Source organism: Streptomyces sp. NPDC051576 (assembly GCF_040681835.1).
GTDB lineage: Bacteria > Actinomycetota > Actinomycetes > Streptomycetales > Streptomycetaceae > Streptomyces.
In genome coordinates, this window is sequence record NZ_JBFAZO010000004.1 from 394,525 (window position 1) to 418,668 (window position 24,144).

At 70.7% G+C, this 24,144-nt stretch carries 23 protein-coding genes; 9 read left to right on the top strand and 14 right to left on the bottom strand.

The window, feature by feature from the left end:
* The first annotated feature begins 78 nt into the window (after positions 1-78).
* Both AB0M63_RS15470 and AB0M63_RS15475 read left to right on the top strand, forming a co-directional pair.
* A complete protein-coding gene (locus AB0M63_RS15470; RefSeq protein ID WP_355905655.1) occupies positions 79-2,304 on the top strand; it encodes an acetate--CoA ligase family protein in 2,226 nt (741 codons plus the stop codon).
* Positions 2,295-3,098 carry an enoyl-CoA hydratase-related protein gene (locus AB0M63_RS15475; RefSeq protein WP_366019711.1) on the top strand — a complete coding sequence of 268 codons (804 nt, stop codon included), beginning with the start codon at positions 2,295-2,297 and terminating at the stop codon, positions 3,096-3,098. Before AB0M63_RS15470 ends, AB0M63_RS15475 begins: the two co-directional genes overlap by 10 nt.
* A gap of 24 nt (positions 3,099-3,122) precedes the next feature.
* Here the strand turns inward: AB0M63_RS15475 and AB0M63_RS15480 are convergent, their stop codons facing one another.
* Positions 3,123-3,716: an HAD family acid phosphatase gene (locus tag AB0M63_RS15480; RefSeq protein WP_366019712.1), complete on the bottom strand. Its 594-nt coding sequence runs from the start codon at positions 3,714-3,716 to the stop codon at positions 3,123-3,125.
* A 228-nt stretch (positions 3,717-3,944) separates the two neighbouring features.
* Here AB0M63_RS15480 and AB0M63_RS15485 point away from each other — a divergent pair, with 228 nt between their 5' ends.
* Together AB0M63_RS15485 and AB0M63_RS15490 are read left to right on the top strand one after the other, a co-directional pair.
* The gene (locus AB0M63_RS15485) at positions 3,945-4,553 is read left to right on the top strand and encodes a flavin reductase family protein (protein WP_355905664.1); all 609 of its coding nucleotides are present in this window, start codon (positions 3,945-3,947) and stop codon (positions 4,551-4,553) included.
* Positions 4,554-4,669: 116 nt separating this feature from the next.
* Positions 4,670-4,963 carry a hypothetical protein gene (locus AB0M63_RS15490; protein ID WP_366019714.1) on the top strand — a complete coding sequence of 98 codons (294 nt, stop codon included), beginning with the start codon at positions 4,670-4,672 and terminating at the stop codon, positions 4,961-4,963.
* 3 nt (positions 4,964-4,966) lie between these two features.
* Here the strand turns inward: AB0M63_RS15490 and AB0M63_RS15495 are convergent, their stop codons facing one another.
* Positions 4,967-6,292, bottom strand: coding sequence for an MFS transporter (locus AB0M63_RS15495; RefSeq protein WP_355905670.1), 1,326 nt, complete (start codon positions 6,290-6,292; stop codon positions 4,967-4,969).
* A gap of 72 nt (positions 6,293-6,364) precedes the next feature.
* Between AB0M63_RS15495 and AB0M63_RS15500 the strand changes: the two genes are divergently transcribed.
* On the top strand, positions 6,365-7,423 hold the full coding sequence (locus AB0M63_RS15500; RefSeq protein ID WP_366019715.1) for a helix-turn-helix domain-containing protein: 1,059 nt from the start codon (positions 6,365-6,367) through the stop codon (positions 7,421-7,423).
* 34 nt (positions 7,424-7,457) lie between these two features.
* On the opposite strand, the gene AB0M63_RS15505 is transcribed toward AB0M63_RS15500, so the two are convergent.
* The 4 genes from AB0M63_RS15505 to AB0M63_RS15520 all read right to left on the bottom strand — a co-directional run bounded on the left by AB0M63_RS15505 (position 7,458) and on the right by AB0M63_RS15520 (position 11,993).
* Complete coding sequence (locus AB0M63_RS15505; RefSeq protein WP_366019716.1) at positions 7,458-8,678, bottom strand: MFS transporter; 1,221 nt, start codon at positions 8,676-8,678, stop codon at positions 7,458-7,460.
* An 86-nt stretch (positions 8,679-8,764) separates the two neighbouring features.
* Positions 8,765-9,817 (bottom strand): Zn-dependent alcohol dehydrogenase, encoded by a 1,053-nt coding sequence (locus tag AB0M63_RS15510; RefSeq protein ID WP_355905679.1) that lies wholly within the window; start codon positions 9,815-9,817, stop codon positions 8,765-8,767.
* Positions 9,817-10,971: an acyl-CoA dehydrogenase family protein gene (locus tag AB0M63_RS15515; protein WP_355905682.1), complete on the bottom strand. Its 1,155-nt coding sequence runs from the start codon at positions 10,969-10,971 to the stop codon at positions 9,817-9,819. Before AB0M63_RS15515 ends, AB0M63_RS15510 begins: the two co-directional genes overlap by 1 nt.
* Before the next feature lie 110 nt (positions 10,972-11,081).
* On the bottom strand, positions 11,082-11,993 hold the full coding sequence (locus AB0M63_RS15520) for an SDR family NAD(P)-dependent oxidoreductase (protein ID WP_355905685.1): 912 nt from the start codon (positions 11,991-11,993) through the stop codon (positions 11,082-11,084).
* Between the two features lie 95 nt (positions 11,994-12,088).
* Here AB0M63_RS15520 and AB0M63_RS15525 point away from each other — a divergent pair, with 95 nt between their 5' ends.
* Complete coding sequence (locus AB0M63_RS15525; RefSeq protein WP_366019717.1) at positions 12,089-13,024, top strand: cyclase family protein; 936 nt, start codon at positions 12,089-12,091, stop codon at positions 13,022-13,024.
* A 366-nt stretch (positions 13,025-13,390) separates the two neighbouring features.
* Here AB0M63_RS15525 and AB0M63_RS15530 read toward each other — a convergent pair whose 3' ends face one another.
* From AB0M63_RS15530 to AB0M63_RS15545, 4 genes are all read right to left on the bottom strand, one after another.
* A complete protein-coding gene (locus AB0M63_RS15530; protein ID WP_366019937.1) occupies positions 13,391-13,867 on the bottom strand; it encodes an ATP-binding protein in 477 nt (158 codons plus the stop codon).
* A gap of 509 nt (positions 13,868-14,376) precedes the next feature.
* Positions 14,377-15,249, bottom strand: coding sequence for an acyl-CoA dehydrogenase family protein (locus tag AB0M63_RS15535; protein ID WP_366019718.1), 873 nt, complete (start codon positions 15,247-15,249; stop codon positions 14,377-14,379).
* Positions 15,250-15,257: 8 nt separating this feature from the next.
* Positions 15,258-16,391, bottom strand: coding sequence for an acyl-CoA dehydrogenase family protein (locus AB0M63_RS15540; RefSeq protein WP_366019719.1), 1,134 nt, complete (start codon positions 16,389-16,391; stop codon positions 15,258-15,260).
* Between the two features lie 7 nt (positions 16,392-16,398).
* Entirely contained in the window at positions 16,399-17,595 is a 1,197-nt protein-coding gene (locus AB0M63_RS15545) for an amidohydrolase family protein (RefSeq protein ID WP_366019720.1), read from the bottom strand.
* 87 nt (positions 17,596-17,682) lie between these two features.
* Between AB0M63_RS15545 and AB0M63_RS15550 the strand changes: the two genes are divergently transcribed.
* Entirely contained in the window at positions 17,683-19,203 is a 1,521-nt protein-coding gene (locus AB0M63_RS15550) for an AMP-binding protein (protein WP_366019721.1), read from the top strand.
* Positions 19,204-19,497: 294 nt separating this feature from the next.
* On the opposite strand, the gene AB0M63_RS15555 is transcribed toward AB0M63_RS15550, so the two are convergent.
* Together AB0M63_RS15555 and AB0M63_RS15560 are read right to left on the bottom strand one after the other, a co-directional pair.
* Positions 19,498-20,010, bottom strand: coding sequence for an EF-hand domain-containing protein (locus AB0M63_RS15555; protein WP_355905704.1), 513 nt, complete (start codon positions 20,008-20,010; stop codon positions 19,498-19,500).
* A 122-nt stretch (positions 20,011-20,132) separates the two neighbouring features.
* Positions 20,133-20,522, bottom strand: coding sequence for an STAS domain-containing protein (locus tag AB0M63_RS15560; RefSeq protein WP_355905708.1), 390 nt, complete (start codon positions 20,520-20,522; stop codon positions 20,133-20,135).
* Between the two features lie 322 nt (positions 20,523-20,844).
* Between AB0M63_RS15560 and AB0M63_RS15565 the strand changes: the two genes are divergently transcribed.
* Positions 20,845-21,417, top strand: a complete 573-nt coding sequence (locus AB0M63_RS15565; protein WP_366019722.1) for a sigma-70 family RNA polymerase sigma factor — start codon at positions 20,845-20,847, stop codon at positions 21,415-21,417.
* A 74-nt stretch (positions 21,418-21,491) separates the two neighbouring features.
* Complete coding sequence (locus tag AB0M63_RS15570; protein ID WP_355906056.1) at positions 21,492-22,673, top strand: zf-HC2 domain-containing protein; 1,182 nt, start codon at positions 21,492-21,494, stop codon at positions 22,671-22,673.
* Positions 22,674-22,689: 16 nt separating this feature from the next.
* Here AB0M63_RS15570 and purU read toward each other — a convergent pair whose 3' ends face one another.
* Positions 22,690-23,571: a formyltetrahydrofolate deformylase gene (gene purU, locus AB0M63_RS15575; RefSeq protein ID WP_355905714.1), complete on the bottom strand. Its 882-nt coding sequence runs from the start codon at positions 23,569-23,571 to the stop codon at positions 22,690-22,692.
* A 46-nt stretch (positions 23,572-23,617) separates the two neighbouring features.
* The gene (locus AB0M63_RS15580) at positions 23,618-24,118 is read right to left on the bottom strand and encodes a hypothetical protein (RefSeq protein ID WP_355905717.1); all 501 of its coding nucleotides are present in this window, start codon (positions 24,116-24,118) and stop codon (positions 23,618-23,620) included.
* Positions 24,119-24,144 lie beyond the last annotated feature (26 nt).

Here is a 24,144-nt window from a genome sequence, read left to right on the forward strand (position 1 = left end):
GCAGTGTCAGTTCAGTAATCTGACACTGCGTCAGTTAATTGTGCTGTCACGACTTTCACACAGGAGCGGGGCGGACCGATGCTTGGATCAACCCACGGCACCCTCACCACCGACTCCCGCCGGGCCCGGGTCATCGCCTGCGGTGAGCAACCCGGCCCCGCCGTCCACGGCCGGCCCGCGGACGTCGACGATCTCGACGTCGGCGGACGGCCGCTGTACGCCGACGTACCCGACCTGGACCGTTTCTTCCGCCCCGAGTCGGTCGCCGTGATCGGCGCCTCGGACGCGGAGGGCCGCCCGAACACCGGCATCACCCGCCAACTCATGTCCTGGGCGGGCCGGGTGGGCGCCCGTCTGCACCCGGTGCATCCCACCCGTACGACGGTCTTCGACGTCCCCTGCTTCCCGTCCGTCGCCGACCTCCCCGAACAGGTCGACCTGGCCGTGGTGCTGGTCGCCGACCCGCTCCCGGTGATCGAGCAACTCGCCGAGGCCAAGGTGAAGTTCGCGGTCGCCTTCGCGTCCGGCTTCGCGGAGACCGGCGAGGAGGGGGCGCTGGCGCAGGCCCAACTCGCCGCCGCCGTAGGGCGGTCCGGGCTCCGCCTGCTCGGCCCGAACACCAACCTCAACGCCTTCGAGAACTTCCGCGAGGACCTCGACGGCCCCGCGATCGCCCTCATCACCCAGTCAGGACACCAGGGCCGCCCGGTCTTCGCCCTCCAGGAACTCGGCATCCGCCTCTCCCACTGGGCGCCCACCGGCAACGAAGCGGACCTGGAGACCGCCGACTTCATCTCCTACTTCGCCGAACGCCCCGAAGTCGGCGCCATCGCCTGCTACGTCGAGGGCCTCAAGGACGGCCGCTCCTTCCTGCTGGCCGCCGACCGCGCCGCCCGCCGCAAGGTCCCGGTCGTCGCGGTGAAGGTCGGCCGCACCGACACCGGCGCCCGGACGGCCGCCTCCCACACCGGCAAACTCACCGGCGCGGACACGGTGGTGGACGCGGCGATGCGCCAGTTCGGCGTGATCCGGGTCGACGGCCTGGACGAACTCCAGGACACGGCGGCCCTGTTGGCGCGCGCGAAGGCGCCCCAGGCCGAAGGGGTCGTCGTGTACTCGATCTCCGGCGGCACGGGAGCGCACTTCGCCGACCTGGCGAGCGAGGCGGGGCTGCACCTGCCGCTGCTGTCCTCGGCGAAACAGGCCGAACTGCACGAGTGGATACCGCCGTATCTGAGCGTGGCCAACCCGGTGGACAACGGCGGTCACCCGGTGGGCGACTGGCGCGGCCGGAAGATCATCGACGCGATCCTCGACGACCCGGAGGTGGGGGTGCTGGTCTGCCCCATCACCGGCCCGTTCCCGCCGCTGAGCGACAGGCTGGTGGCGGACCTGGTGGCCGCGGCCGAGCGGACGGACAAGCTGGTGTGCGTGGTGTGGGGTTCGCCGGTCGGCACGGAACCGGCTTACCGGGACGTCCTGTTGGGCTCCTCCCGGGTGGCGACGTTCCGCACGGTCGGCAACTGCGTCACGGCGCTGCGCGCCTACTTCTCTCACCACCGCTTCGTCGGCGCCTACCGTTCCCCCTTCGACGAGGCCCCCCGAGCCGTCTCCCCCTCCTTCCGCAAGGCGCAGGCCCTGATGCGTCCGGGCCGGCAACTGAGCGAGCACGCGGCGAAACAACTGCTGCGGGCGTACGGGATCCGGGTGCCGCGCGAGCAGTTGGTGACCAGCGCGGCGGCGGCCGTACGGGCGGCGGGGCTGGTGGGCTACCCGGTGGTGATGAAGGCCTCGGGCGGGCAGATCGCGCACAAGACGGAACTGGGCCTGGTGAAGGTCGGCCTCACGTCCGCGAGCCAAGTCCGCGATGCCTACCGGGAGTTGACGGACATCGCCCGCTACGAGGAGGTGCATCTGGACGGGGTCCTGGTCTGCCAGATGGTCGAGCGGGGCGTCGAGATGGTGGTGGGCGTCACTCAGGACGACCTGTTCGGGCCGACGGTGACGGTGGGTCTTGGCGGGGTGCTGGTGGAGGTGCTGCGGGACGTGGCGGTGCGGGTGCCGCCGTTCGGCGAGGAGGACGCGCGGGACATGCTCGACGAGCTGCGCGGACGGCCGCTGCTGGACGGGGTGCGGGGGCGGCCGCCGGCGGACCTGGACGCGCTGGTGGAGGTCGTCCTGCGGGTCCAGCGGATGGCCCTCGAACTGGGCGATGTCCTCTCGGAGTTGGACATCAACCCGCTGATGGTGCTGCCCCGGGGACAGGGCGCGGTGGCCTTGGACGCGCTGGCGGTGTGCCGGTGACCGGCCCGACGGACGAGGTCGTCCACACCGTCACGGGCCAGGTCGCCCACCTCACCCTCAACCGGCCCGAGGCGCTGAACGCCCTCACCCCGGCCCAACGGGACCGTCTGATAGGCCTGTTGGCCGAGGCATCGGCCGACCCCTCCATCCGCGCGGTGGTCCTCACCGGCACCGGGCGCGGCTTCTGCGCGGGCGCGGACCTCAGGGGCGGCGGCGCGACCGGGGAACAGGTGGCCGGCGATGTCGCCCGGGTGATCCGCCTGGGCGCGCAGCGCCTGATCGCCGCGGTACTGGACTGCGAGAAGCCGGTGATCGCGGCGGTGAACGGCACGGCTGCGGGGCTCGGCGCCCATCTGGCCCTGGCCTGCGATCTGGTCCTGGCCGCGGAGTCGGCACGCTTCATCGAGGTGTTCGTACGACGCGGCCTGGTCCCCGACGGCGGCGGCGCGTATCTGCTGCCCCGGCTGATCGGCCCGCACCGGGCGAAGGAGCTGATGTTCTTCGGCGACGCGGTCAGCGCGCCGGACGCGGAACGCCTCGGCCTCGTCAACCGGGTGGTCCCGGACGCCGACTTGACGAAAACGGCCCACGAATGGGCGGAACGCCTGGCCACCGGCCCCACCCGCGCCCTCGCCCTCACCAAGCAGCTCGTCAACGCGTCCCTGGACAGCGACCGGTCGACCGCCTTCGCGGCGGAGGCGACAGCACAGGAGATCAACATGACGACGCGGGACGCCCGGGAGGGCGTGGCGAGTTTTGTGGAGCGGCGGAGTGCGGAGTACCGGGGGCGGTGACCAGATCGTCCTGGGGTGGGGCTGTCAGTCCAACAGGCCGTCGTAGTCCGGCAGCTTGTACGTGGTGTCGGCATAACCGCCCGACAGGTCCGTCGTGTTGTTGCCGATGTTGGCGATGATGTCGTAGCCGTTCGCCTCGATCGCCTTGCGCTGCGAGGTCTTGAAGTCGGCGATGGACTCGGTCACCAACTGCGCGACCGTGCGGGCGTAGAGGCCGTCGACCGTGTAGCCGACCGAGGTCAGGTTGGACTTGGTGATCGTGTTGAACAGGTTGCTGCGGGCGCTGATGAAGAACACGCTGATGCCCTTGGCGTGCGCCTCCTTGGCCAGGGCGAGCACCGGCGGGGTGGCGGGGGTGCTGGTGCCGGCGCCCTCGAAGTAGGTCTCCAGCGAGGTGTTGTCGATGTCGAGCACGATCGCCTGCTTGGCGCCGGAGGTGTTGGCGGCGGCACGCGAGTCGATGTAGGTCTGCGCGGGGCCGGTGACGGCGGCGACGTCGGTCAGCCACTGGGACTCGGTCACGGTCGTGGCGGCCTGCGCGGGCAGGGCGGCGGCGAACGCAAGGGCGAGGCCGGCCACGGCGGCCACTGCGCTACCGCGTGCGGTGAGACGGTTCATCGTGTGGGTGCTCCTCAGGTCACGGCAGCCACCGGTTCGTACCGGTGGCAGTCGTTCCGCAACACTGCTGCCGGCGGGTGTGCTGGGGATGACTCCGGGTTGTCCGTGCGGCGACGTGACTCCCATGATCTGGCCGGAAGCCTGTGAATGAGCCGTGGACGATGGGCCATGGGCGATGGGCCGCACCCCTTCCTATCTGATGGGTCGTCAGCTTCAATGGGTGGCGTGATGGGACAAGCAGGGGCGGCAGCGGCCGCCGTCCGCTACCTCAGGTCGGCCGGAAGCCCTCCGGCCGCGCAGCCTGTCGAGGCGCTGCCGCGGCCGGAGCTCCGGTGCGTCGCGGACGACGAGCGGGCACCGGTCGACCAGGGTGAATTCCGGCGCGTACTGGGCAACTTCGCGACCGGTGTGACGGTGATCACCGCCCCCGCGGCACCCGGCGAACCCGGCCCCGCCGGCTTCGCCTGCCAGTCCTTCTCCGCCCTCTCCCTGGACCCGCCCCTGGTCGTCTTCATGGTCGGCCGCACGTCCACGACCTGGCCGCGCATCGCCCGCGCCGGCACCTTCTGCGTCAACGTACTCGCCGCCCACCAGGGCCAGTTGTGCCGCGCCTTCGCGATCAGCGGCACGGACAAGTTCGCGGGCGTACCGTACGACGCCTCACCGGTCTCCGGCTCCCCCCGGCTCACCGGCACCGCCGCGTGGATCGACTGCACGATCCACGCGGTCCACACGGGCGGCGACCACCTGATCGTGGTGGGCCGGGTGGACGCGCTGGGTGCGACGGACGACGGAGACGGGGCGCCGCTGTTGTTCCACCGGGGGCGGTTCCTCTGAGTGCCCTTGAGTAGTCCGCACTCCGGTGCTGAGCCAACGTACTCATGAAGGTCCGCCTCCCCTCCGGCAGCCTTGCTCCCAGACTGATCCGAGCATCTGACCGGGGGGCCTCAACCATGAGCAAGCGCACGCGAGTCGCCGTTCTCACGTCCGTCCTGATATCCACCGCCGGGCTGCTGTCGGCCTGCTCGTTCTCCACGGCGGACGCCATCTGCGGCAACGGCGAGTACCCGGTCCTGGCCGTGGGCGGCACCGCCGGCGGCGCCTGCGTGAAGAACGGCGACAAAGCACCGAGCGGCTATGCGCGGTACCCGAAGGGGAAGGTGCCGCAGCACGTCGGGGACAAGTGGGACACCTACTGGGAGACCCATTCCGTGGACGCGAAGGGGAACGTCACCTCCGCCCCGTAGCCGCTACGCCACCGCCACCGAACCCACCCCCACGACCGGCCGCCGGCGTCGGATCACCAGCGCCATCAGCGCCGCCACCGCGCACAGCGCCCCCGACAGGTACCAGACCATGTCGTACGAGCCGAACGCGTCCCGTGCCACCCCGCCGAGGAACGCGACGAGCGCCGCGCCGATCTGGTGGGAGGCGAGGACCCAGCCGAAGACGATCGCGCTGTCCTCGCCGTACTGCTCGCGGCACAGGGCGAGGGTCGGGGGGACCGTGGCGACCCAGTCGAGGCCGTAGAAGACGATGAAGAAGAGCATCGGGGGGTGGACGGTGGGGGCGAGGAGCATGGGGAGGAACAGGAGGGAGATGCCGCGCAGGGCGTAGTAGACGGCGAGCAGGCGGCGGGGTTCGAAGCGGTCGGTGAACCAGCCGGAGGCGATCGTGCCGACGACGTCGAAGACGCCGATCACCGCGAGCAGCGAGGCCGCCGCCGTGATGGGCATGCCGTGGTCGTGGGCGGCGGGCACGAAGTGGGTCTGGATCAGGCCGTTGGTCGAAGCGCCGCAGATCGCGAAGGTGCCGGCCAGCAGCCAGAAGGGGCCGGTACGGACCGCCTTGAACAGCACCGCCACGGTGCGCCGGGCCGCGCCCTGCACGGGTTCCGGCTTCGGTACGAACTCTGTCCCGCCGTACGGCGTCACGCCCACGTCCGCCGGGTGGTCCCGCAGCAGCAGCCACACGAAGGGGACGACCGCGAGGGCCGCGAGCGCCACGGTCACCGCCGCCGGACGCCAGCCGTGCCCCTCGACCATCCAGGACAGCAGCGGCAGGAAGATCAACTGGCCGGACGCCGAGGCGGCCGTGAGGATGCCGGTGACCAGCCCCTTCCGTGTGGTGAACCAGCGGTTGGTGACGGTCGCCGCGAAGGCCAGCGCCATCGAACCGCTGCCCAGCCCCACCAACAGCCCCCAGCACAGCAGCAGTTGCCAGGGGGCCGTCATCCACACCGTCAGCCCCGAGCCCAACGCGATCACGGTCAGCGCGACCGCGACGACCCGCCGGATACCGAAGCGGTCCATCAACGCCGCCGCGAAGGGGGCCGTCAGCCCGTACAGCGCGAGGTTGATCGAGGCCGCCGCCCCGATCGTGCCCCGCGACCACCCGAACTCCTGGTGCAGCGGATCGATCAACAACCCGGGCAGGGAACGGAAGGCCGCCGCACCGATGATCGTCACGAACGCGACGGCGGCGACGAACCAGGCGCGATGGATACGTACACGGCCACGAGGGGTGGGGCCGGATTCCTGGGTGGTGCCGGGCGTGGCATCGGTTGTCTGCGTCACGTCAATGAGCTTCCGGCATCCCGCCCCTCCCGATCCACTGGCCCGAAGGACAGCATTCGCTAGGATCGGGCCATGGCCCCAGTGGACACCCTCTTCCGCCCGCACCGCGTCGTCGTCCTCGCTCTCGACGGCCTCCTCCCCTTCGAGCTGGGCATCCCGCACCGCATCTTCGGCCGTCCCAAGGACCCCGCGAGCGGTCGGCACCTGTACGAGGTCGTCACCTGTTCCGTCCGGCCGCCCGGGCCGGTCGACACCGACGCCGACTTCGCCATCCAGGTCCCGAACGGCCCGGAGGCCCTGGCCACCGCCGACACGGTGATCGTCCCGGCGTCGTACGAACTCGGGCCGGTCTTCGAGGAGGGCGTCCTCACCCCCGAACTCGCCGCCGCCTTCGCCCACATCCGCCCCGGCACCCGCATCGCCTCCATCTGCACCGGCGTCTACGTCCTCGCCGCCGCCGGTCTCCTCGACGGCCGCCCCGCCACCACGCACTGGGCCGACGCCGAGCGCTTCCAGCGGCTGTTCCCTCGGATCGAGGTCGACGCGGACGTCCTGTTCATCGACGACGGCGACCTCCTCACCTCCGCGGGCGTCGCCGCCGGCATCGACCTGTGTTTGCACATGGTGCGCCGCGACCACGGCACCGCCGTCGCCAACGACGTGGCCCGCCGCACCGTCGTACCGCCCCACCGCGACGGCGGTCAGGCGCAGTACATCCACCGCCCGGTCCCGGACCCGCAGTTGGCGACCACGACCGCCGCCCGCACCTGGGCGCTGGGCCGGCTCCACGAACCCATCCAGCTCCGGGACATGGCCGAGCAGGAAGCCATGTCGGTGCGCACCTTCACCCGCCGTTTCCGCGAGGAGGTCGGCGTCAGCCCCGGCCAGTGGCTCACCCAGCAGCGCGTCGAACGCGCCCGGCACCTCCTGGAGTCCACCGACCTCTCCATGGACCAGGTGGCCACCGACGCCGGCTTCGGCACGGCCCAGTCGATGCGCCAGCACCTCCAGACAGCCCTCGGCGTCACCCCCACCGCGTATCGCCGCACCTTCCGCACCGGAGCGACGGGAGCACCGGAGTCAGACCCGGGTTCCGAGCGGCGCCACGGCACCGTCCCCACGCCGAGCTGACCGGCCACCGGCGCCGAAGGCCCACCCCCTCACCTCAACACCCTTGCTCGGCAACCGACTTCGCACCCACGCCGACATCCCCGAGCGCCCTGGCACGCCCCGCCCACCGCACCTCCCCCCACCACCCCACGCCGGTCAGCACCACGGTCAGACAGACCCCCGCAAGCATCGCCGTCGACGGCGCCACCACCCTGAGCAGCGCACCGGCCAGCGAACCCGTCGCCGCGTACCCCACGCCCGCCGCCGCGTACATGATCGAGTAGCCGGCGGCCAGGCCGTTCGGCGGCAGTACCTCGCGCAGGGAGAGGTTCCGGGTGAGCATCGCGCCCGACTGGAGGGTGCCGGCCACGACGAGCGCGACCGCGATGGCCGCCATGGCCAGTATCGAGGCGGCCAGCACGACACACACCGACGTCCCGGCCATCAGCACCAGGCTGCGCGTACGCAGCAGCCCCGGCCAGCCGCGCAGGCCGTAGACGAACGCGCCCAGGCCGCCGCCCACCGCCATGCCGGTCAGCAGCGGGCCGGACCAGCCGACGCCTATGCCGCGCTGTTCGAGCAGGGCGGGCAGGACGAGTTCCGACAGACCGAGCAGGGTGAGGCTGGCCGCGCCCACGACATACACCGGCCAGGCACCGATCAGCACCCGGAGCAGCGGAGGACCTGCCTGGCCCTCACCACCCGCTCCCCATCCGGCCGGCAGCAGCCACAGCCCCGCGACCGACCACGCCATCAGACCGGCCGCCAGCAGCAGTGGTACGCGCGGCGCGACACCGAGCGCGAGCCCGGCCACCGCGGCCGGGGAGACAGCCCACACACCGGCCGTCAGTATCGACTCGACGGACAGCGCCTGTGCCACGGAGCGCGCCGGCACCAACTCGCCGAGCAGGGTGCGCAGTCCACCGGTGGCGGCGGCGGGCGCGGCCCCGGCGACGAACGCGAACCCGGCGAGCACGGCGGGACGCGCGCCCGGAAACACCCCGAGCCCCAGATACCCCAGCGTCCCGACCGCGAGCCCGACAGCCAGGTGGACCCGGGCCCGCTCCGGCCGCAAGCGCATCCCGAGGACCGGCGCACCGCCGATCTCCCCGATGACGTAGGCCGCCGCGAGTATCGCGCCCAGCGAGTAGCCGCCCGGCCGCTCGCGCACCAGGAAGACCAGGGCCAGCGGCGCCATGGCGACCGGCATACGGGCGCCGATGGCGGTGCAGGCCCAGGTCAGGACCTGTCGGGAGACGACATCGCGGTAGGTCATGCCACGACGCTACGGGCCGGGACCGACAACGCCCCCGGATTTTTTCCCGCCTGTGGACAACTCCCGGCATGCCACCGTCAAAGCGGTCAGAACGTGAGAACCCCGCGCGCGACCCGCCCCGCCTCCGCGTCCTCCGCCGCCTTCTCGAAGTCCTCGACGGGATACGTCTCGGTCACCAACTCATCGAGCAGCAAACGCCCTTCGCTGTAGAGCTGCGCGTACAGGGCGATGTCCCGCTGCGGCCGGGACGACCCGTACCGGCACCCGAGGATCGACTTGTCCAAGTACATGGACGAGACGAGGAAGGATGCCTCCGCCGTTGCCGCCGGCACACCGAGCAGCACCGCCTGCCCGTGCCGGTCGAGCAGATCCACGGCCTGCCGGATCAGCTCCACCCGCCCCACGCACTCGAAGGCGTGGTCCGCCCCGTTCGGCAGGATCTCCCGCACGCCCTCCGTGGAGGTGAGGAAGTGCGTGGCCCCGAACTGCCGTGCCACCGCCTCCTTCCCGGGGTTCGCGTCGACCGCGACGATCGTCGACGCCCCCGCGATCCGGGCCCCTTGGAGGACGTTGAGCCCGATCCCCCCGGTCCCGATCACCACGACGCTGTCCCCGCGATCGACCCGCGCCCGGTTGAGCACCGCGCCGACCCCGGTCAGCACCCCGCACCCGATGAGCGCGGCGGACGGCATCGGAATGTCCTTCGGTATCCGTACGGCCTGCACGGCCTTCACCACAGTCCGTTCGGCGAAAGCGGAGTTGGAGGCGAACTGGTACACCGGCTGCCCGTCCGCCCGCGTGAACGGCTTCCCCGGCCGCCCGATGGCCTGCCGGCACATGGTCGGCCGCCCCCGGTCGCACTCGGCGCAGGTCCCACAGTTGGCGAGCGTGGACAGGGCGACATGATCCCCGGGCACCACATGGGTGACGCCCACACCCACGGCCTCCACCACCCCGGCACCCTCATGTCCGAGCACCACAGGAACGGGGAACGGTATGGTCCCGTCCACCACAGACAGATCGCTGTGGCACAACCCGGCCGCCGAGATCGCGACCAGCACCTCCCCCGGCCCCGGCTCCCGCACCTCCAGATCGTCCACGACCTGGATCTGCTTCCCGTCGAAGAGCACACCGCGCATCAGACGACCCCCTTGGGTTCCCTGGGCAGGCCGAGCACCCGCTCGGCGATGATCGTGCGCTGAACCTGGTCCGAGCCGCCGTAGATCGTGTCGGCCCGCGAAAAGAGGAACAGGTGCTGGAACACGTCGAGTTCGTACGACAGGGCCGGCGACCAGTCCACCGGCCCGACCGCCGCCGCGGCCCCCCGCACCTGCGTCGCCAGCTCCCCGAGCCGCTGATGCCACCCGCCCCACAGCAGCTTGGCCACACTGGGAGCGCCCGCGTCCCCGGCCCGCCCGAGCGTCCGCAGGGCGTTCCACCGCATGGCCCGCAACTCGGCCCACTGCCGCACGAGTCGATCCCGTACGACGGGATCGAGCACGGCGCCCGAAGCGACGGCAGCCTCGATCACCCGTCCCAACTCACCCGCGAACCCGATCTGTTGGGCCAGCGTCGACACCCCCCGCTCGAACCCGAGCAGGCTCATGGCGACGCCCCAGCCCGCGCCCTCACCCCCCACGAGATGCTCGGCCCGCGCCCGCGCCCCGTCGAAGAACACCTCGTTGAACTCACTGGTCCCGGTCAACTGCCGTATGGGCCGCACCTCGATACGCCCCGGCTGGTCCATGGGCACCAGCAGAAAACTCAGCCCGTGATGCCGCCGCGACCCCGCCTCGGTCCGCGCCAGCACAAAACACCAGTCGGCCTCATGAGCGAGCGAGGTCCAGATCTTCTGCCCACTGATCCGATACGACCCGTCCCCCGCATCCCGCACGGCAGCGGTCCGCACCCCCGCGAGATCCGACCCGGCACCCGGCTCGCTGTACCCCTGGCACCACAACTCGTCCCCGGCGGCAACAGCGGGCAGAAACCGGGCCTTCTGCTCGTCGGTACCGTGCGCGATGAGAGTGGGAGCGAGAAGGTTCTCCCCGATGTGCCCGGAGCGCGGCGGGGCGCCCGACCGCGCGTACTCCTCGGCCCAGGCGACTTGCTGGGTGAGAGTCCCCGTGCGATTCCCATAACCGCCCTCGGCCCACCCCAGCCCAATCCACCCACTTTTCCCGAGCGTCCGTTCCCACGCCCGCCGATCCCGCTCACCATCCCCATGCGCGGAAAGCCAAGCCCGCACTTCCACCCGAAACTCATCGTCCTCGGCACTGAATCCAAACTCCACAGGGGATCTCCTCAGAACACCGCTCAGACCAGTCCCGCCAGGGGCGCGGGGAACTGCGCAAAACCACAGCGAAACCGCACCCGCAAAACAAACAACCGCCCCCACCCCACCTACGCGTTAGGCCGCTCCCCCTCCTTCGCAGCCCTCTCCATCTCCTGCAACCGAGAAAGCATCGGCATGACATCAACCCCCACAGACCCCGGCAAAAACTCCGCGATCCCCTCCACCGTCCACCCGCCGGAGGCATACGCCGCGCGCAACTCCCGAGGCTGAGCCCACACCGCGATCTTCGGCCCGGCGACGGTATAAACCTGCCCGGTGATCCCCTGCTCCCGAGCAGCGTCCGACAGCAGATACACCACCAGCGCCGCCACATCCTCCGGCGACCCGATCTCCGCCAACTCCATAGGAACGTTCGCCGACATCCGCGTACGAGCAACAGGAGCAACCGCATTAGCAGTCACCCCGTACTTGTTCAGCCCCAGCGCGGCGCTCCGCACCAGTGAAATGATCCCGCCCTTCGCAGCGCTGTAATTGGCCTGCGAAACCGACCCTTGATGATTCCCGCTGGTGAACCCGATCAACGCCCCGCCCCGCTGCTTCCGCATCACCGCCGAAGCCGCCCGGAAAACGGTGAACGTCCCCTTCAAATGGGTGGCGATCACCGGATCCCATTCCTCCTCGGACATGTTGAAGAGCATCCGCTCCCGCAGGATCCCGGCAACGCACACGACCCCGTCGAGCCGCCCGTACGACGACAGCGCGACGTCGACGACCCGCTGCCCGCCGGCCATCGTCGAGATGTCGTCGGCGACGGCGACGGCCTCGCCGCCCGCCGCCTCGATCTCCTTGACGACGGCCTCGGCGATCTCGCTCGTCGGGGACGCGCCGTCCATCGAGACGCCGTAGTCGTTGACGACGACCCGCGCCCCCTCGGCGGCCGCCGCGAGCGCGACGGCCCGGCCGATGCCCCGGCCCGCGCCCGTGACGGCGATGACCTTGCCTGCCAAGAAGTTCCCCATGTCCGGCCCCTCCCGCAGTTTCTGACGGTCCGTTAGATTCGACTCAGATTCTACGACCCGTCAGATGCCTGAGGACAAGCCCCGGGGAGGCCCCGATGTCACCGCCGACACTTGGTCCGGAGTTCCACGACATCGCCAAGCGCGTGAACAACTGGGGGCGTTGGGGGTCGGACGACGAGATCGGCACGCTGAACCTGATCACCGACGAGGTGGTCCGCGAGGCCGCCGCCGAGGTGCGGACCGGCCGCCGGGTGCCGCTCGCCCTGCCGCTCCAACAGGACGGCGTCCAGACGGGGATGATCCCCGGCCGGGTCAACCCGTTGCACGCGATGGTGCAGATCAACCAGGAACTCTTCGGACCGGGGACGGTGGCGTGCAGCGACGACGCCGTGACGATGGGACTCCAGGCCGGCACCCACTGGGACGCGCTGACCCATGTCTCGCACTCCGGGAAGCTCTACAACGGCCGTCCGGCCGGCACCGTGACCCCGCACGGCGGGGCCGAGTTCAGCGGGATCGACAAGGCGCGGCACATCGTCTCGCGCGGGGTGCTGCTCGATGTGGCACGCGCACATGGGGTCGATCGCCTCGAAGGGGGTCACGCGGTCACCCCGGAGGACCTGGAGGCCGCCGAGGAACTCGCGGGCACCCGGGTCAGGGCGGGCGACATCGCGCTCGTACGGACCGGGCAGGTGCAGGTGTACCTCTCCGGCGACAAGCACGGGTACGGCTATCCCTCACCGGGGTTGTCGATCCGTACGCCGGAGTGGTTCCACGCGCGCGATGTCGCGGCGGTCGCCAATGACACGATGACCTTCGAGATATTTCCGCCGGAGATCGAGGATCTGTGGCTGCCGGTGCACGCGCTCGACCTGGTCGAGATGGGGATGCTGCAGGGCCAGAACTGGAATCTCGAAGAGTTGTCCACAGCCTGTGGACAAGAGAACCGCTACACCTTCCTCCTGTCGGCGATGCCCGAGCCTTTCGTCGGCGCCACGGGAACCCCCGTAGCCCCGATCGCCATCCTCTAGGACAGTCCGGTTTTGACGAGGGCCGGACGTACGGTCGGATGGCGGCGCGCTGCTGCCCGCCCCGAGCACGGCACCGCGTGCCGCCATCCGACTCCGGCGCCCCGTCCTGGTCCCCGACCCCGAGGAGACCCACGCCGAACGCGACCCACACTCGTCGAGGGCCCCCGTCACCGAAGCCCTCGTCGTCCCCTCGCGGCGAATCGCTGCCCACAAGCGTGACCACACGGTCACGTCGCGTCAACGCCCATCCGGGGATTTGTTCCATAAGCACCATTTGTTGCAGGGCGCGCACGGAAGCACAGCCCGGCGCATCTCCGCCCGGCACTTGCAGGCAGCACCTACACCGGCACGCCGGGAGCCGAGCCCCTACACCGCCTCGTACGCGAAGCCCTCGAACTCGAAGCCCTCGTACGGCGTGACGCCACCCCCGAACGCGGCCGCGGCCTCCCGGGGTTCGCTGTCCCGGTCCAGCTCGCACCAGATGCGCTTGCCGGTGCCCTCGGCGCTCCAGCCCCAGCGGTCGGCGAGGCCGTCCACCAGCGCCAGTCCGCGACCGCCGGTCTCGTCGCCTTCCGCGCAACGCGGCACCGGTGCCTGGCAACTGGTGTCGGCGACCTCAAGGCGCACGGTCGCCGAATCGGTCGCCACGTCCGGCAGACAGAGCCTCAGCACGGCCGGACAGCCGGTGTGCACCACGGCGTTGGTGACGAGTTCGGAGACCAGCAGGATCACCGTCTCGGCCAGCGGCTCGTCGGCGTCTATCCCGGACCCGGCGAGCCGCGAGCGCGCCCACCGCCGGGCCCGCCCCACCTCCGCGGGGTCGGGCCGGATCTCCAGTTGCACTTGAAGCACCTGCACCGCTCACACCATCCGAACCGGCGGACACTTGGCCTCGCGCCTCACGAGGGCCACGATCGTAGCCATTTCCTGCATGGCCAGAACAATGGCCAGATCAAGGGTCACGGAACGTGAATCCCTTGCGAGACAGCATGGTTGACGTTCAGTCACCCCAACAAGCGCTTCGGGCATATTCCAGCGCGAAGGAGTACGCGTGCGGGATACTGTGCGACGCTCTCTGCGGGGAGTCGAACAGGCGGGGGCGAAAGCCCGTTCTGCCATACGAGCGGCGGAGCGCACCGCCCGATCCGGGGCCGCCTCACGGGCAACACCGGCATGGCTCGTACCTTGAACCACTCGCATCCCACACAAGGTACCGGAGCCCGAAGGTGACTCCGGGCCGTGACAAGTCACGCATAGGACACAACCCGATATCAACGCTCCGTGACTCCGGTGTGCCACGATCCGCGACACCGTTGTCGGGCCCGTTCCGGTCCTCGCAGGCGGGCGCCCGGTTACCTCGCCCCGGCCACCAGATCCGCCGCGAGCAACTCCTCACTCTCCGTGCCCCCTCCACCACGCCGAGCGCGCATCCACGCCCGTTTCAGGTGCAGATGGACCTCGGACTCCCAGGTGAAGCCCATCCCGCCATGCACCTGAAGACAGTCCCGGGCCCCGCGCACGGCGGCCTCGTCGGCCAGCAGCCGGGCCGCCGCGATGTCCACCGGCCGAGCGGTCACGGCCGCCGCGTACACGGCTGCCCGCGCCACCTCGACCCGCACCAGCGCCTGCGCGCAGAGATGCTTGACGGCCTGAAAGGCCCCGATCGGCTGCCCGAACTGCTCGCGCGTCCGGGCGTGTTGCACCGCCAGCTCGCCCACTCGCGCGGCCGTACCGAGTTGCTCGGCGGCGGTGAGCAACACGGCCACCGGATCCGCTACGACCCCTGCGGGCACCCGGTGCAGCGGCGTCAGCGGGTCCACGGACCGCAGCGGCACGGCCCCCGAGGCATCCCCGAGCACCACGTCGGCCGCGTCCAGCCACTCCACGAACCCGGCGTCCACGCCCGCCACGACCGTCTCCCCCGCGGCCGCTCCCGGCATGTCTGCCGCCGCCATGTGCGTGGCCACCAGCGGGCCGGGCAGCAGCACCCGCCCGGCCTCCTCGAACGCCAACACCGCCTCGGGCAGCCCGAGTCCGACCCCGCCCGCCGCCTCCGGCACCCGCAGGGCGAAGAACCCGGCCCGCCCCAACTCCCGCCACAGCGACCGGTCCAGCCCGGGCCGCTCCACGGCCGCCCGCAGCGCCTCGCCGTCGAAGCGCCGGGCCAGCAGTCCCCGTACGCCGTCACGCAACGCCCGTTGATCATCGGTGAGTTGAAAGCGCATGGGGGAGATCACCGTCCCTTCGGCAGACCGAGAATGCGTTCGGCCACGATGTTCTGCTGGATCTGGGAGGTGCCGGCCGCGATGGTGTACGAGAGGGAGGAGAGGCGGTCGAGGACCCAGGGCCGGTCCAGGTCGAGGGCGTCGGGGCCGAGGACGTCGGCCGCCGTGTCGTAGAGCTCCTGACGGGCGTGCGAATAGCGGAGTTTGAAGACCGAGCCGCCCACCCCCGGCACTCCCCCGCTCGCCTCGGCCTCGCTCACGTTCCACTGCGTGAGCCGCCACAACGCCCTGAACTCGGCGTTCAGCCTGCCCAGTCGGCGGCGCAGCACAGGGTCGTCCCAGCGGCCGTTGTCCCGCGCCTCAGCGGCCAGTTCGCCCAGTACGCGGCGGCAGGCGACCACCTCGCCGACGAAGGCCGTACCGCGCTCGAAGGAGAGGGTCACCATGGTCACGCGCCAGCCGTCGTTCTCGGCGCCGACCCGGTTGGCGACCGGCACCCGCACCTCGTCGAGGAACACCTCGGCGAACTCGGCGGACCCGGCGAGGGTCCGCAGCGGCCGTACGGTGATGCCTTCCGCGTCCATGGGCATGGCGAGCCAGGTGATGCCCTTGTGCTTCGGTGCCGCGAAGTCGGTGCGGACCAACAGCTCGCACCAGTCGGCGACTTCGGCGTGCGAGGTCCAGATCTTGGAACCGCTCACCACGTAGTCGTCGCCGTCCCGCCACGCGCGCGTGCGCAGTGCCGCGAGGTCGGAGCCGGCGTCGGGTTCGCTGAAGCCCTGGCACCACGCCTCGTCGCCGCGCAGCACGGGCGGCAGCCAGCGCTCCCGCTGCTCGGCCGTCCCCTCTGCGGCGATCGTCGGCCCCGCGTGCAGCAGGCCCACGAAGTTGGCGCCCACATAGGGCGCGCCCGCCTTCTCGGTCTCCTCCAGGAAGATCAGCCGGGTGGTCGGGGAGGCGTCCCAGTGGACGTCGGCGTACCCGGCGTCGTAGAGCGTCCGCTGCCAGCCGAGGTCGTAGGCGCGGCGGGCCGGCCAGTCGGACGGGGAGGGTTTCGGCGGGAGCGAGGGGAGGGCCTTCGACAGCCACTCCCGCAGGCGCGCCCGGTACTCCTCCTCCTCGGGGGTGTAGGTGAGGTCCATGGGCGGGCTACTTGTCGAGGTCCAGGCCCAGCATGCGGATCGCGTTGCCCCGCATCAGTTTGTGGACCGTCTCGTCGTCGAGGCCCTTCACATGGTCGAGGGCGACCTCCTTGGTGTGCGGGAAGGTCGAGTCGACGTGCGGGTAGTCGGTCTCGAAGGTGGCGTTGTCCCTGCCTACGACATCCAGGGAGGCGACCCCGTGCTTGTCGCGGAAGAAGCAGCAGAACATCTGCCGGTAGTAGTACGTGGAGGGCGGCTCGGGGATCAGATCGCGCACCCCGCCCCAGGCGCGGTGTTCCTCCCAGACGTCGTCGGCGCGTTCCAGGGCGTACGGGATCCAGCCCATCTGCCCCTCGGAGTAGGCGAGTTTGAGGGTCGGGAACTTCACCAGGACCCCGCTGAAGAGGAAGTCCATCATCGAGGCCATCGCGTTGTTGAAGGAGAGCGAGGCCTGTACGGCGGGGGGCGCGTCCGGTGAGGCGGCGGGCATCTGGGAGCTGCTGCCGATGTGCATGTTGACGACCGTCCCCGTCTCCTGGCAGACCGCGAAGAACGGGTCCCAGTAGCCGGAGTGGATGGACGGCAGCCCGAGGTAGGTGGGGATCTCGGAGAAGGTCACCGCGCGCACCCCGCGTGCCGCGTTGCGCTTGATCTCCTCGACCGCCAACTCCACGTCCCACAAGGGGATCAGGCACAGCGGGATGAGCCGGCCGCCGCTGTCGCCGCACCACTCCTCGACCATCCAGTCGTTGTAGGCGCGCACACAGGCGAGCGCGACCTCCTTGTCGTGCGCCTCGGCGAAGGTCTGACCGCAGAAGCGCGGGAAGGTCGGGAAGCAGAGAGAGCCCTCGACGTGGTTGAGGTCCATGTCCGCGAGCCGCGCCTTGGGGTCCCAGCAGCCGCGGCGCATCTGCTCGCGGGTGATGCCCTCCAGGGTCATCTCGTCGCGGTCGAAGCCGACGGCGGCGATGTTGCGCTTGTACGGGAACTTGAGGTCCTCGTAGATCCACCAGTCGGTGGGCGGGCCGTCGGGGTCCATCGTGATCTGGTATTTGCCCGCCACATAGGCGAGTTCACCGATCCCGGCGGTGAGGGGTTGTGGACCGCGCTCACGGTATTTCTTCGGCAGCCAGGTCTCGAAGAGGTGCGCGGGTTCGATCACGTGGTCGTCGACGCTGATGATGCGGGGCAGTTCGGTGGCCATGGGTTCCCCTCCGCCGGACGGTACTTATCTGATGACCCGTCAGATAGCATGTCACCTGACGAGTCGTCAGCCAAGCAGGGGGCGCACGTGAACGAGACTCCGTACACCCTGAGTTCCGCCCGCACCCTGTGGGAGCTGGTCGTCCGCCGCGCCGCTCTCACCCCCGACCGGCCGGTCTTCCTCCAGGACGACCGCGCGCTGAGCTTCGGCGAGTTGCGGGACCGCTCCGAGCGGGTCGCGGCCGGCCTGTACGGCATGGGCGTACGCCCCGGCACGGTCGTCGCCTGGCAGTTGCCCACCCGTATCGAGACCGCCCTGCTCTCCTTCGCGCTGGCCCGCCTCGGCGCCGTACAGACGCCGGTGATCCCCTTCTACCGGGACCGCGAAGTCGGCTTCGCGCTGCGGGAGTCGAAGGCGGAGTACTTCGCGGTGCCGGGCACCTGGCGGGGCTTCGACCACACGGAGATGGCGCGGCGGCTGGGCGCGAAGGGCGTCTTCGAGGCCTACGACCGACTCCCTGACGGCGACCCGGCCGTCCTCCCCGCACCGCCCGCCGACGGCACCTCCGTCCGCTGGATCTACTGGACCTCCGGCACCACCTCCGACCCCAAGGGCGTGCTGCACACGGACCGTTCACTGATCGCGGGCGGTTCATGCCTCGCGCACGCGCTGCGGCTGAGGGCGTCCGACGTGGGTTCGATGGCCTTCCCGTACGCGCACATAGCGGGGCCCGACTACACGGTGATGCTGCTGCTGTACGGCTTCCCGGCGGTGATGTTCGAGCAGTTCGCGCTGCCGGACGCGCTGGAGGGCTACCGCAAGCACGGGGTGACGGTGGCCGGCGGCTCGACCGCCTTCTACTCCATGTTCCTTGCCGAGCAGCGCAAGCAGCCGGGCACGCCCGTGATCCCCTCCCTCCGGCTGCTCGCGGGCGGCGGCGCCCCCAAGCCGCCGGAGGTCTACCACTCCGTCGTACGGGAGATGGGGGTCCAACTCACCCACGGCTACGGCATGACCGAGGTGCCGATGATCACCATGGGCGACCCGGACGACACCACCGAGAACCTGGCGACCACCGAGGGACGGCCGCCCGAGGGCATGGAGATACGGATCGCGGAGGGCGGGGAGGTACGACTGCGCGGGGAGGCCGTGTGCCAGGGGTACCTGGACCCGGCCCAGACCGCCGAGGCCTTCGACGCGGACGGGTTTCTGCGCACCGGTGACCTGGGGGTCGTGACCGACACCGGGCATCTGATCCTCACCGGCCGTCTCAAGGACGTGATCATCCGCAAGGGAGAGAACATCTCCGCGAAGGAGATCGAGGATCTCCTGGCCGCCCATCCGGACGTCGGCGACGTGGCCGTCGTAGGCCTGCCGGACGCGGAGCGCGGGGAGCGGGTCTGCGCGGTGGTCGAACAGCCGCCGGGGGCGGACGAGTTGACCTTGCCCGCCGTGACGACCTACCTGCGCGCGGAAGGGCTGTCCGTGCACAAACTGCCGGAGCAGTTGGAGATCGTGGACGCCCTTCCGCGCAACGAGACCCTGAGGAAGGTGCTCAAGTACAAGCTGCGGGAGCGGTATTCGGGGAGCGCTGTTCCGGAGCGGTGAGGCAGCGGGCGAAGGCAGACACGATCGCCGCCTCCGCCGCGACGGCTGAACGACCGCCCGGAGGGTTGAGCCTCAGCTCCGTGACGGCCCATCTGCGCGCGGAAGGGCCATCCCCGCACAAGCACAAGCTGCGGGAGCGCTGTTCCGGAGCGGTGAGGCAGCGGGCGAAGGACGACACGCCTCCGCCCCGCCGACCGAACAGCCGCCCGGAGCCGGAGAGTTGGGTCCCGGCTCCGTGACGGACCGTCTACGCGCGCAAAGGCTGCCCGTGCTCAAGTACGCGCCGCGCAAGCGCTATTCCGGCACCGTGAAGTAGCGGGCGAAGGACGACACGATCTCCGACTCGCCGATCTTGCCGTCGCTGTCCGTGTCGAGGGCGGCGGCGGCCGTCGCCGCGATGTCGGCGGGGACTCCGAGGGCCTTGAGGACGCGGACGGTGTCCTCGATGGTGGCCGAGCCGTCGCCGTCGGGGTCCGCGACGTCGAGGGCCGCGTGGAGGAAGGGGCGGCCGATCTCGGCGAAGCGCTCGGGGTTGTCGCGCAGGCGCTTGACCGCGCCGCCCACGAACTCCTCGCGGCTGATGCGCTGGTCACCGTCCCGGTCCGCTATGCCCGCCATGCCCTGCCAGAACGCCTCCGCGCCGATGTACAGGGCCTGTCCCTTGTCGGAGCGGGCCGCCGTGCCGAACTCCGCGAGCAGGGCCTTGGCCGCCGCGCTGAAGTCCTCGCGGTCGATGAACCCGTTGCCGTCCTGGTCGAAGGTGGCGAACCGGGCGGCGATCCTTCGCTCGTACTCGGTGCTGACCATGTCTTTCGGGCCGCCTTACTCATGTGGGGTGCGCTTGGCAGGGAGCGTACGACGCCGGGGCGGGTCCGGGAGCGGGAAAACGTCGCTTGTGCCAAGACCGGGGAAATTCCGGTACAACGGCGTCACGCCGAGAGGGGGTCCGCCTCGTCCTCGGGGTCCTCCTCCGTGGCGGCCATCACATCGGGATAGACGTCGAAGAGGCGGCGCACACCGAGGGCGCCGAGCACCCGGTTGACGTGCGAGCCGTCGACGGCGCCCTGCGCCGGCAGCACCACCCGCAGATGCCCCTGGCAGGAGCGGATCAGGCGGCGGGACGCGATCAGGACGCCGACGCCGCTGGAGTCGCAGAACAGCACCTCGGAGAGGTCCATGACCAGGCTGTGGTGACCGTCCGCCACCACGTCGTGCACCCGCTGGCGCAGCACCGGCGAGGTCACCAGGTCCAGCTCGCCGGACACGAGGAGCACGGACCAGCCGCCGCGCTCACCGTCGTTCACTTTGAAGGCCACCATCGCGCCTTTCGCTAGCCGGAACTCCCGGAGACCGTCCGGAAACGGAAGCCGTACCTACGCTTCCTTGCAGCGCGGCTGCCCAGCGGCCGTTCCCTGAAACACGGAGACAGAAACGGAAAGCGGTCAGAAGAGGCTTGTTTTAGTCGCCTTCGATCCTGTTCGATCAGTTGTGGACCGGGTAGGTGCACGTCCGCTACCACCTGCGCCCTGTCGGGGGCGTGCAATTGCAGGAAGGGGCGTGCGCTGTCCGAGGTGCCGACTACATTCGAGGAGACGGTGGGCGCACGCTTGACTCGGGCACAGGCACGGTGAGGGGGGCCGCATGGCGACGAAGGACGCACCGCCCCGCTGGGACCGCAAGATGCAGCAGCGGCTCTCGCGCGGCGAGGCGGCGGCCCTCGGTGAGCTGTACGACCGCTTCGCCTCCCTCGTGCACGCCCTCGCGCACCGCGTGCTGGGCGACGAGCGCGCCGCCGACGGCATCACCCGCGAGGTCTTCGCCCACGTGTGGGAACACCCCGACAGCTACGACCCCAAGCAGGGCCCGCTGCGCTCCTGGGTGGCCGCACTGACCCACCGCCTCGCCGTGCAGCGGCTGCGCGCCACCGAGACCGCCGCCCTCGCCGAGGGCGGCGCGGGCTCCACCGAGGAGCTGGAGCGCAAGGTCCGCCACGCCTCCGTCGCCGCCCGCGCCGACTACATCGTCACGTCCATGCCCGCCCCGCTGCGGGCCGCCCTGGAGCTGGCCTACTTCCAGCGCCGTGACTACCGCCAGACCGCCGTCGACCTCGGCGTCACCGAGGACGAGGCCCGCCGCCGCCTCCGCCTGGGCCTCCAGCTCCTGTCCACCGCCCACGACGCCGGCGCACCGCCGGGAGCGGGAGGCGGGACGTGACCGACGCGAGCAACGCGAACGACGACTTCATGAACGGCGGTTCCATGGACGGCGGTTCCGCGACCGGCGGCTCCATGGACGGCGGTGACGAGCCGCCGCGCATCCCCATGCCGCGCGCCTCCGTGGAGGACGGCGGGCAACCCTTGCCGGAGTCGGCCGAGCCCATGGCTCCGGCGCCGCTGGTGCTGGAGCACCGGGTGCTCAAGGCGCTGCTCGGCGCGTGGGCGCTGGCCGCCTGCTCGGCGGCGGAGACGGCGGCCGTCGAGGAACACCTCGGCGACTGCGGCCCCTGCGCCGACGAGGCGCTGCGGCTGCGCGGCGCGGTCGGCCTGCTGCACCCCGTCGAGCCCCTCGACCTCGACCCCGGCCTGCGCACCCGCGTCCTCACCGGCTCCTTCGACCGCCGCCCGCCGCGCATCCCCGTACCGGAGTGGGCGACGCCGTACGACGCCGAGACCGCCCGGCTGGACGCCCTGCTCCAGGACATAGGCGACGCCGAGTGGCACGCGCCCGTGCGGCTGCGCTGGTTCGAGGACGAGGGCCCCACGAGCCGCCGTACGACCGTCGCCGGGGTCATCGCGCACCTGCTGACCGTCGACGGCCTGGTCGCGGCGGCGCTGGGCCTCGACGACCCGCTGACCGACAGCACGGCGGCGACTCCGGCGACCCGCACCGAGGCGTACTGGAAGGCGTCGTACTTCCCGCCCACCCGCTCCATCCGCGCCCCCTGGCGCGAGCAGTCCCACGACATCGTCCGCACGGTGTCCTTCACCGGCGGCACCACCGGCCGACTGGCCGTCTCCTACGGCGACTTCGAGCTCCCGCTGCACGACGCGATGCTCGACCGGGCCTTCGAGTGCTGGGTGCACGCGGAGGACATCGCGGACGCGGTGGACTACCCGTACCAGCCACCGTCCCCCCGCCATCTGAACCGGATGATCGACCTCGCGGCACGCATGCTGCCCGCGGTGCTGGCCGAGCGGCGGCGCAGGGGGCTGGTGTCACCGGGCCCCGGTCGCAGCCTGCGGCTGGAGATCGAGGGACATGGCGGCGGCGAGTGGCAGATCCCTCTCGACTCCCTCGGGGTGGTGGGCGCCGGTGAGCGCGAGGTGGCCCATGTCGCCCTGGACGGCGTGGAGTTCTGCCATCTGGCCGCGGGTCATGTGTCACCGGAGGAGGCCGCGGCGGGGCAGCTCGGGGACCGGGGCGCGATCAGGGATGTGCTGTTCGCGGTGGCCGGCTTGAGCCGGATGTAGAAGAGAGCCCGAGCCTCTAGCCGAACACGACCGTCCGGCGCCCGTTGAGAAGGATCCGGCGCTCGGCGTGCCACTTGACCGCCCGTGCCAGCGCCTGGCACTCCACGTCCCGGCCGATCGCCACCAACTGGTCCGGGGTCACGTCGTGGCCCACCCGCTCGACCTCCTGCTCGATGATCGGCCCCTCGTCGAGGTCGGCGGTCACGTAGTGGGCCGTCGCGCCGATCAGCTTCACGCCCCGGGTGTGCGCCTGGTGGTAGGGCTTCGCGCCCTTGAAGCTCGGCAGGAACGAGTGGTGGATGTTGATGATCCGGCCGCTGAGCGCCTTGCAGAGGTCGTCGGAGAGGACCTGCATGTAGCGGGCGAGGACGACGAGCTCGACGTTCTCCTCGCGGACCAGGTCGAGGACCCGCGCCTCGGCCTCGGCCTTGTTGTCCTTCGTCACGGGGATGTGGTGGAAGGGGATGTGGTACGACTCCACCAGCTCGGCGAAGTCGGTGTGATTGGACACCACGGCCGCGATCTCCACCGGCAGCGCGCCGATCCGCGCCCGGAACAACAGGTCGTTCAGGCAGTGGCCGAACTTGCTGACCATGAGGACGACGCGCATCTTCTCGTCGGCCCGGTGGATCTGCCAGTCCATGTGGAAGGAGTCACCGATCGCCGCGAAGCTCGCGCGCAGCTTGTCCACGGTGACCGGCGGCTCCGCCGAGAAGTGGACGCGCATGAAGAACAGACCCGTGTCGTGGTCGCCGAACTGCTGGCTGTCCTCGATGTTGCAGCCGGTCATGAAGAGGTAGCTCGACACGGCGTGCACGATGCCCTGCTTGTCGGGGCAGGACAGGATGAGGACGTACTGGTCGGCGGGTGCCGCGGCTCGGGTGGACTGCGCGTTCATGCAGGACAGGGTCCCATATCCCCCTGAGCAGGGGCACCGCCGTCCGTCACGCGGACCGCGTGATGATCTGCAGCACCTCGAGCGTGCGCGGCGGTGCCTCCGGGTCCTCCCCGTCGCTCACCGCCATCCGCACATGGGCGTCCCGCGCCGCCCGCACCGCCTCCGGCCACGCCTGGTGGTCGACGTAGGCGGAGACCTGGGCGTCCGGGCCGACCTGGTGCATGATCCGCAGGACCCGCAGGACGGCGGTGTCCACGAGGGCCGCCTCCTGGGAGTCGCGGAAGATCGTGCCGACGTATTTCTCGGCGGACCAGTTGTCGAGCCAGGTGTCCTCGACGAGGCGGTAGACGGCGTCGGTGACGTCCCCGTACCCGTCGACACCGGCCAGCCAGACGTCCTGCTGGAACGCCGGGTCGGAGAGCATGTGCAGCGCGGAACGCACGTTGCTGCGCCAGCGCCACCAGGGCATGTCGTTCAGTGGCATGCCGCCCATGGTGGAGGAGCGACGGGGGCGACGGGAAGGGTTCTCCTGAGCTTGCACGGTCATCGATCGTACGTTCCTCGTCACACACA

Bases quoted from the DNA above. Each gene is read 5' to 3' on its own strand.
- AB0M63_RS15525 (WP_366019717.1), top strand. From the start codon at position 12,089: ATGTCACCGCCGACACTTGGTCCGGAGTTCCACGACATCGCCAAGCGC.
- AB0M63_RS15540 (WP_366019719.1), bottom strand. From the start codon at position 16,391: ATGGACCTCACCTACACCCCCGAGGAGGAGGAGTACCGGGCGCGCCTG.
- AB0M63_RS15580 (WP_355905717.1), bottom strand. From the start codon at position 24,118: ATGACCGTGCAAGCTCAGGAGAACCCTTCCCGTCGCCCCCGTCGCTCC.
- AB0M63_RS15500 (WP_366019715.1), top strand. From the start codon at position 6,365: ATGGCCCCAGTGGACACCCTCTTCCGCCCGCACCGCGTCGTCGTCCTC.
- AB0M63_RS15510 (WP_355905679.1), bottom strand. From the start codon at position 9,817: ATGCGCGGTGTGCTCTTCGACGGGAAGCAGATCCAGGTCGTGGACGAT.
- AB0M63_RS15520 (WP_355905685.1), bottom strand. From the start codon at position 11,993: ATGGGGAACTTCTTGGCAGGCAAGGTCATCGCCGTCACGGGCGCGGGC.
- AB0M63_RS15565 (WP_366019722.1), top strand. From the start codon at position 20,845: ATGGCGACGAAGGACGCACCGCCCCGCTGGGACCGCAAGATGCAGCAG.
- AB0M63_RS15545 (WP_366019720.1), bottom strand. From the start codon at position 17,595: ATGGCCACCGAACTGCCCCGCATCATCAGCGTCGACGACCACGTGATC.
- AB0M63_RS15505 (WP_366019716.1), bottom strand. From the start codon at position 8,678: ATGACCTACCGCGATGTCGTCTCCCGACAGGTCCTGACCTGGGCCTGC.
- AB0M63_RS15480 (WP_366019712.1), bottom strand. From the start codon at position 3,716: ATGAACCGTCTCACCGCACGCGGTAGCGCAGTGGCCGCCGTGGCCGGC.
- AB0M63_RS15535 (WP_366019718.1), bottom strand. From the start codon at position 15,249: ATGCGCTTTCAACTCACCGATGATCAACGGGCGTTGCGTGACGGCGTA.
- AB0M63_RS15490 (WP_366019714.1), top strand. From the start codon at position 4,670: ATGAGCAAGCGCACGCGAGTCGCCGTTCTCACGTCCGTCCTGATATCC.
- purU (WP_355905714.1), bottom strand. From the start codon at position 23,571: ATGAACGCGCAGTCCACCCGAGCCGCGGCACCCGCCGACCAGTACGTC.
- AB0M63_RS15485 (WP_355905664.1), top strand. From the start codon at position 3,945: ATGGGACAAGCAGGGGCGGCAGCGGCCGCCGTCCGCTACCTCAGGTCG.
- AB0M63_RS15555 (WP_355905704.1), bottom strand. From the start codon at position 20,010: ATGGTCAGCACCGAGTACGAGCGAAGGATCGCCGCCCGGTTCGCCACC.
- AB0M63_RS15560 (WP_355905708.1), bottom strand. From the start codon at position 20,522: ATGGTGGCCTTCAAAGTGAACGACGGTGAGCGCGGCGGCTGGTCCGTG.
- AB0M63_RS15470 (WP_355905655.1), top strand. From the start codon at position 79: ATGCTTGGATCAACCCACGGCACCCTCACCACCGACTCCCGCCGGGCC.
- AB0M63_RS15570 (WP_355906056.1), top strand. From the start codon at position 21,492: ATGGACGGCGGTGACGAGCCGCCGCGCATCCCCATGCCGCGCGCCTCC.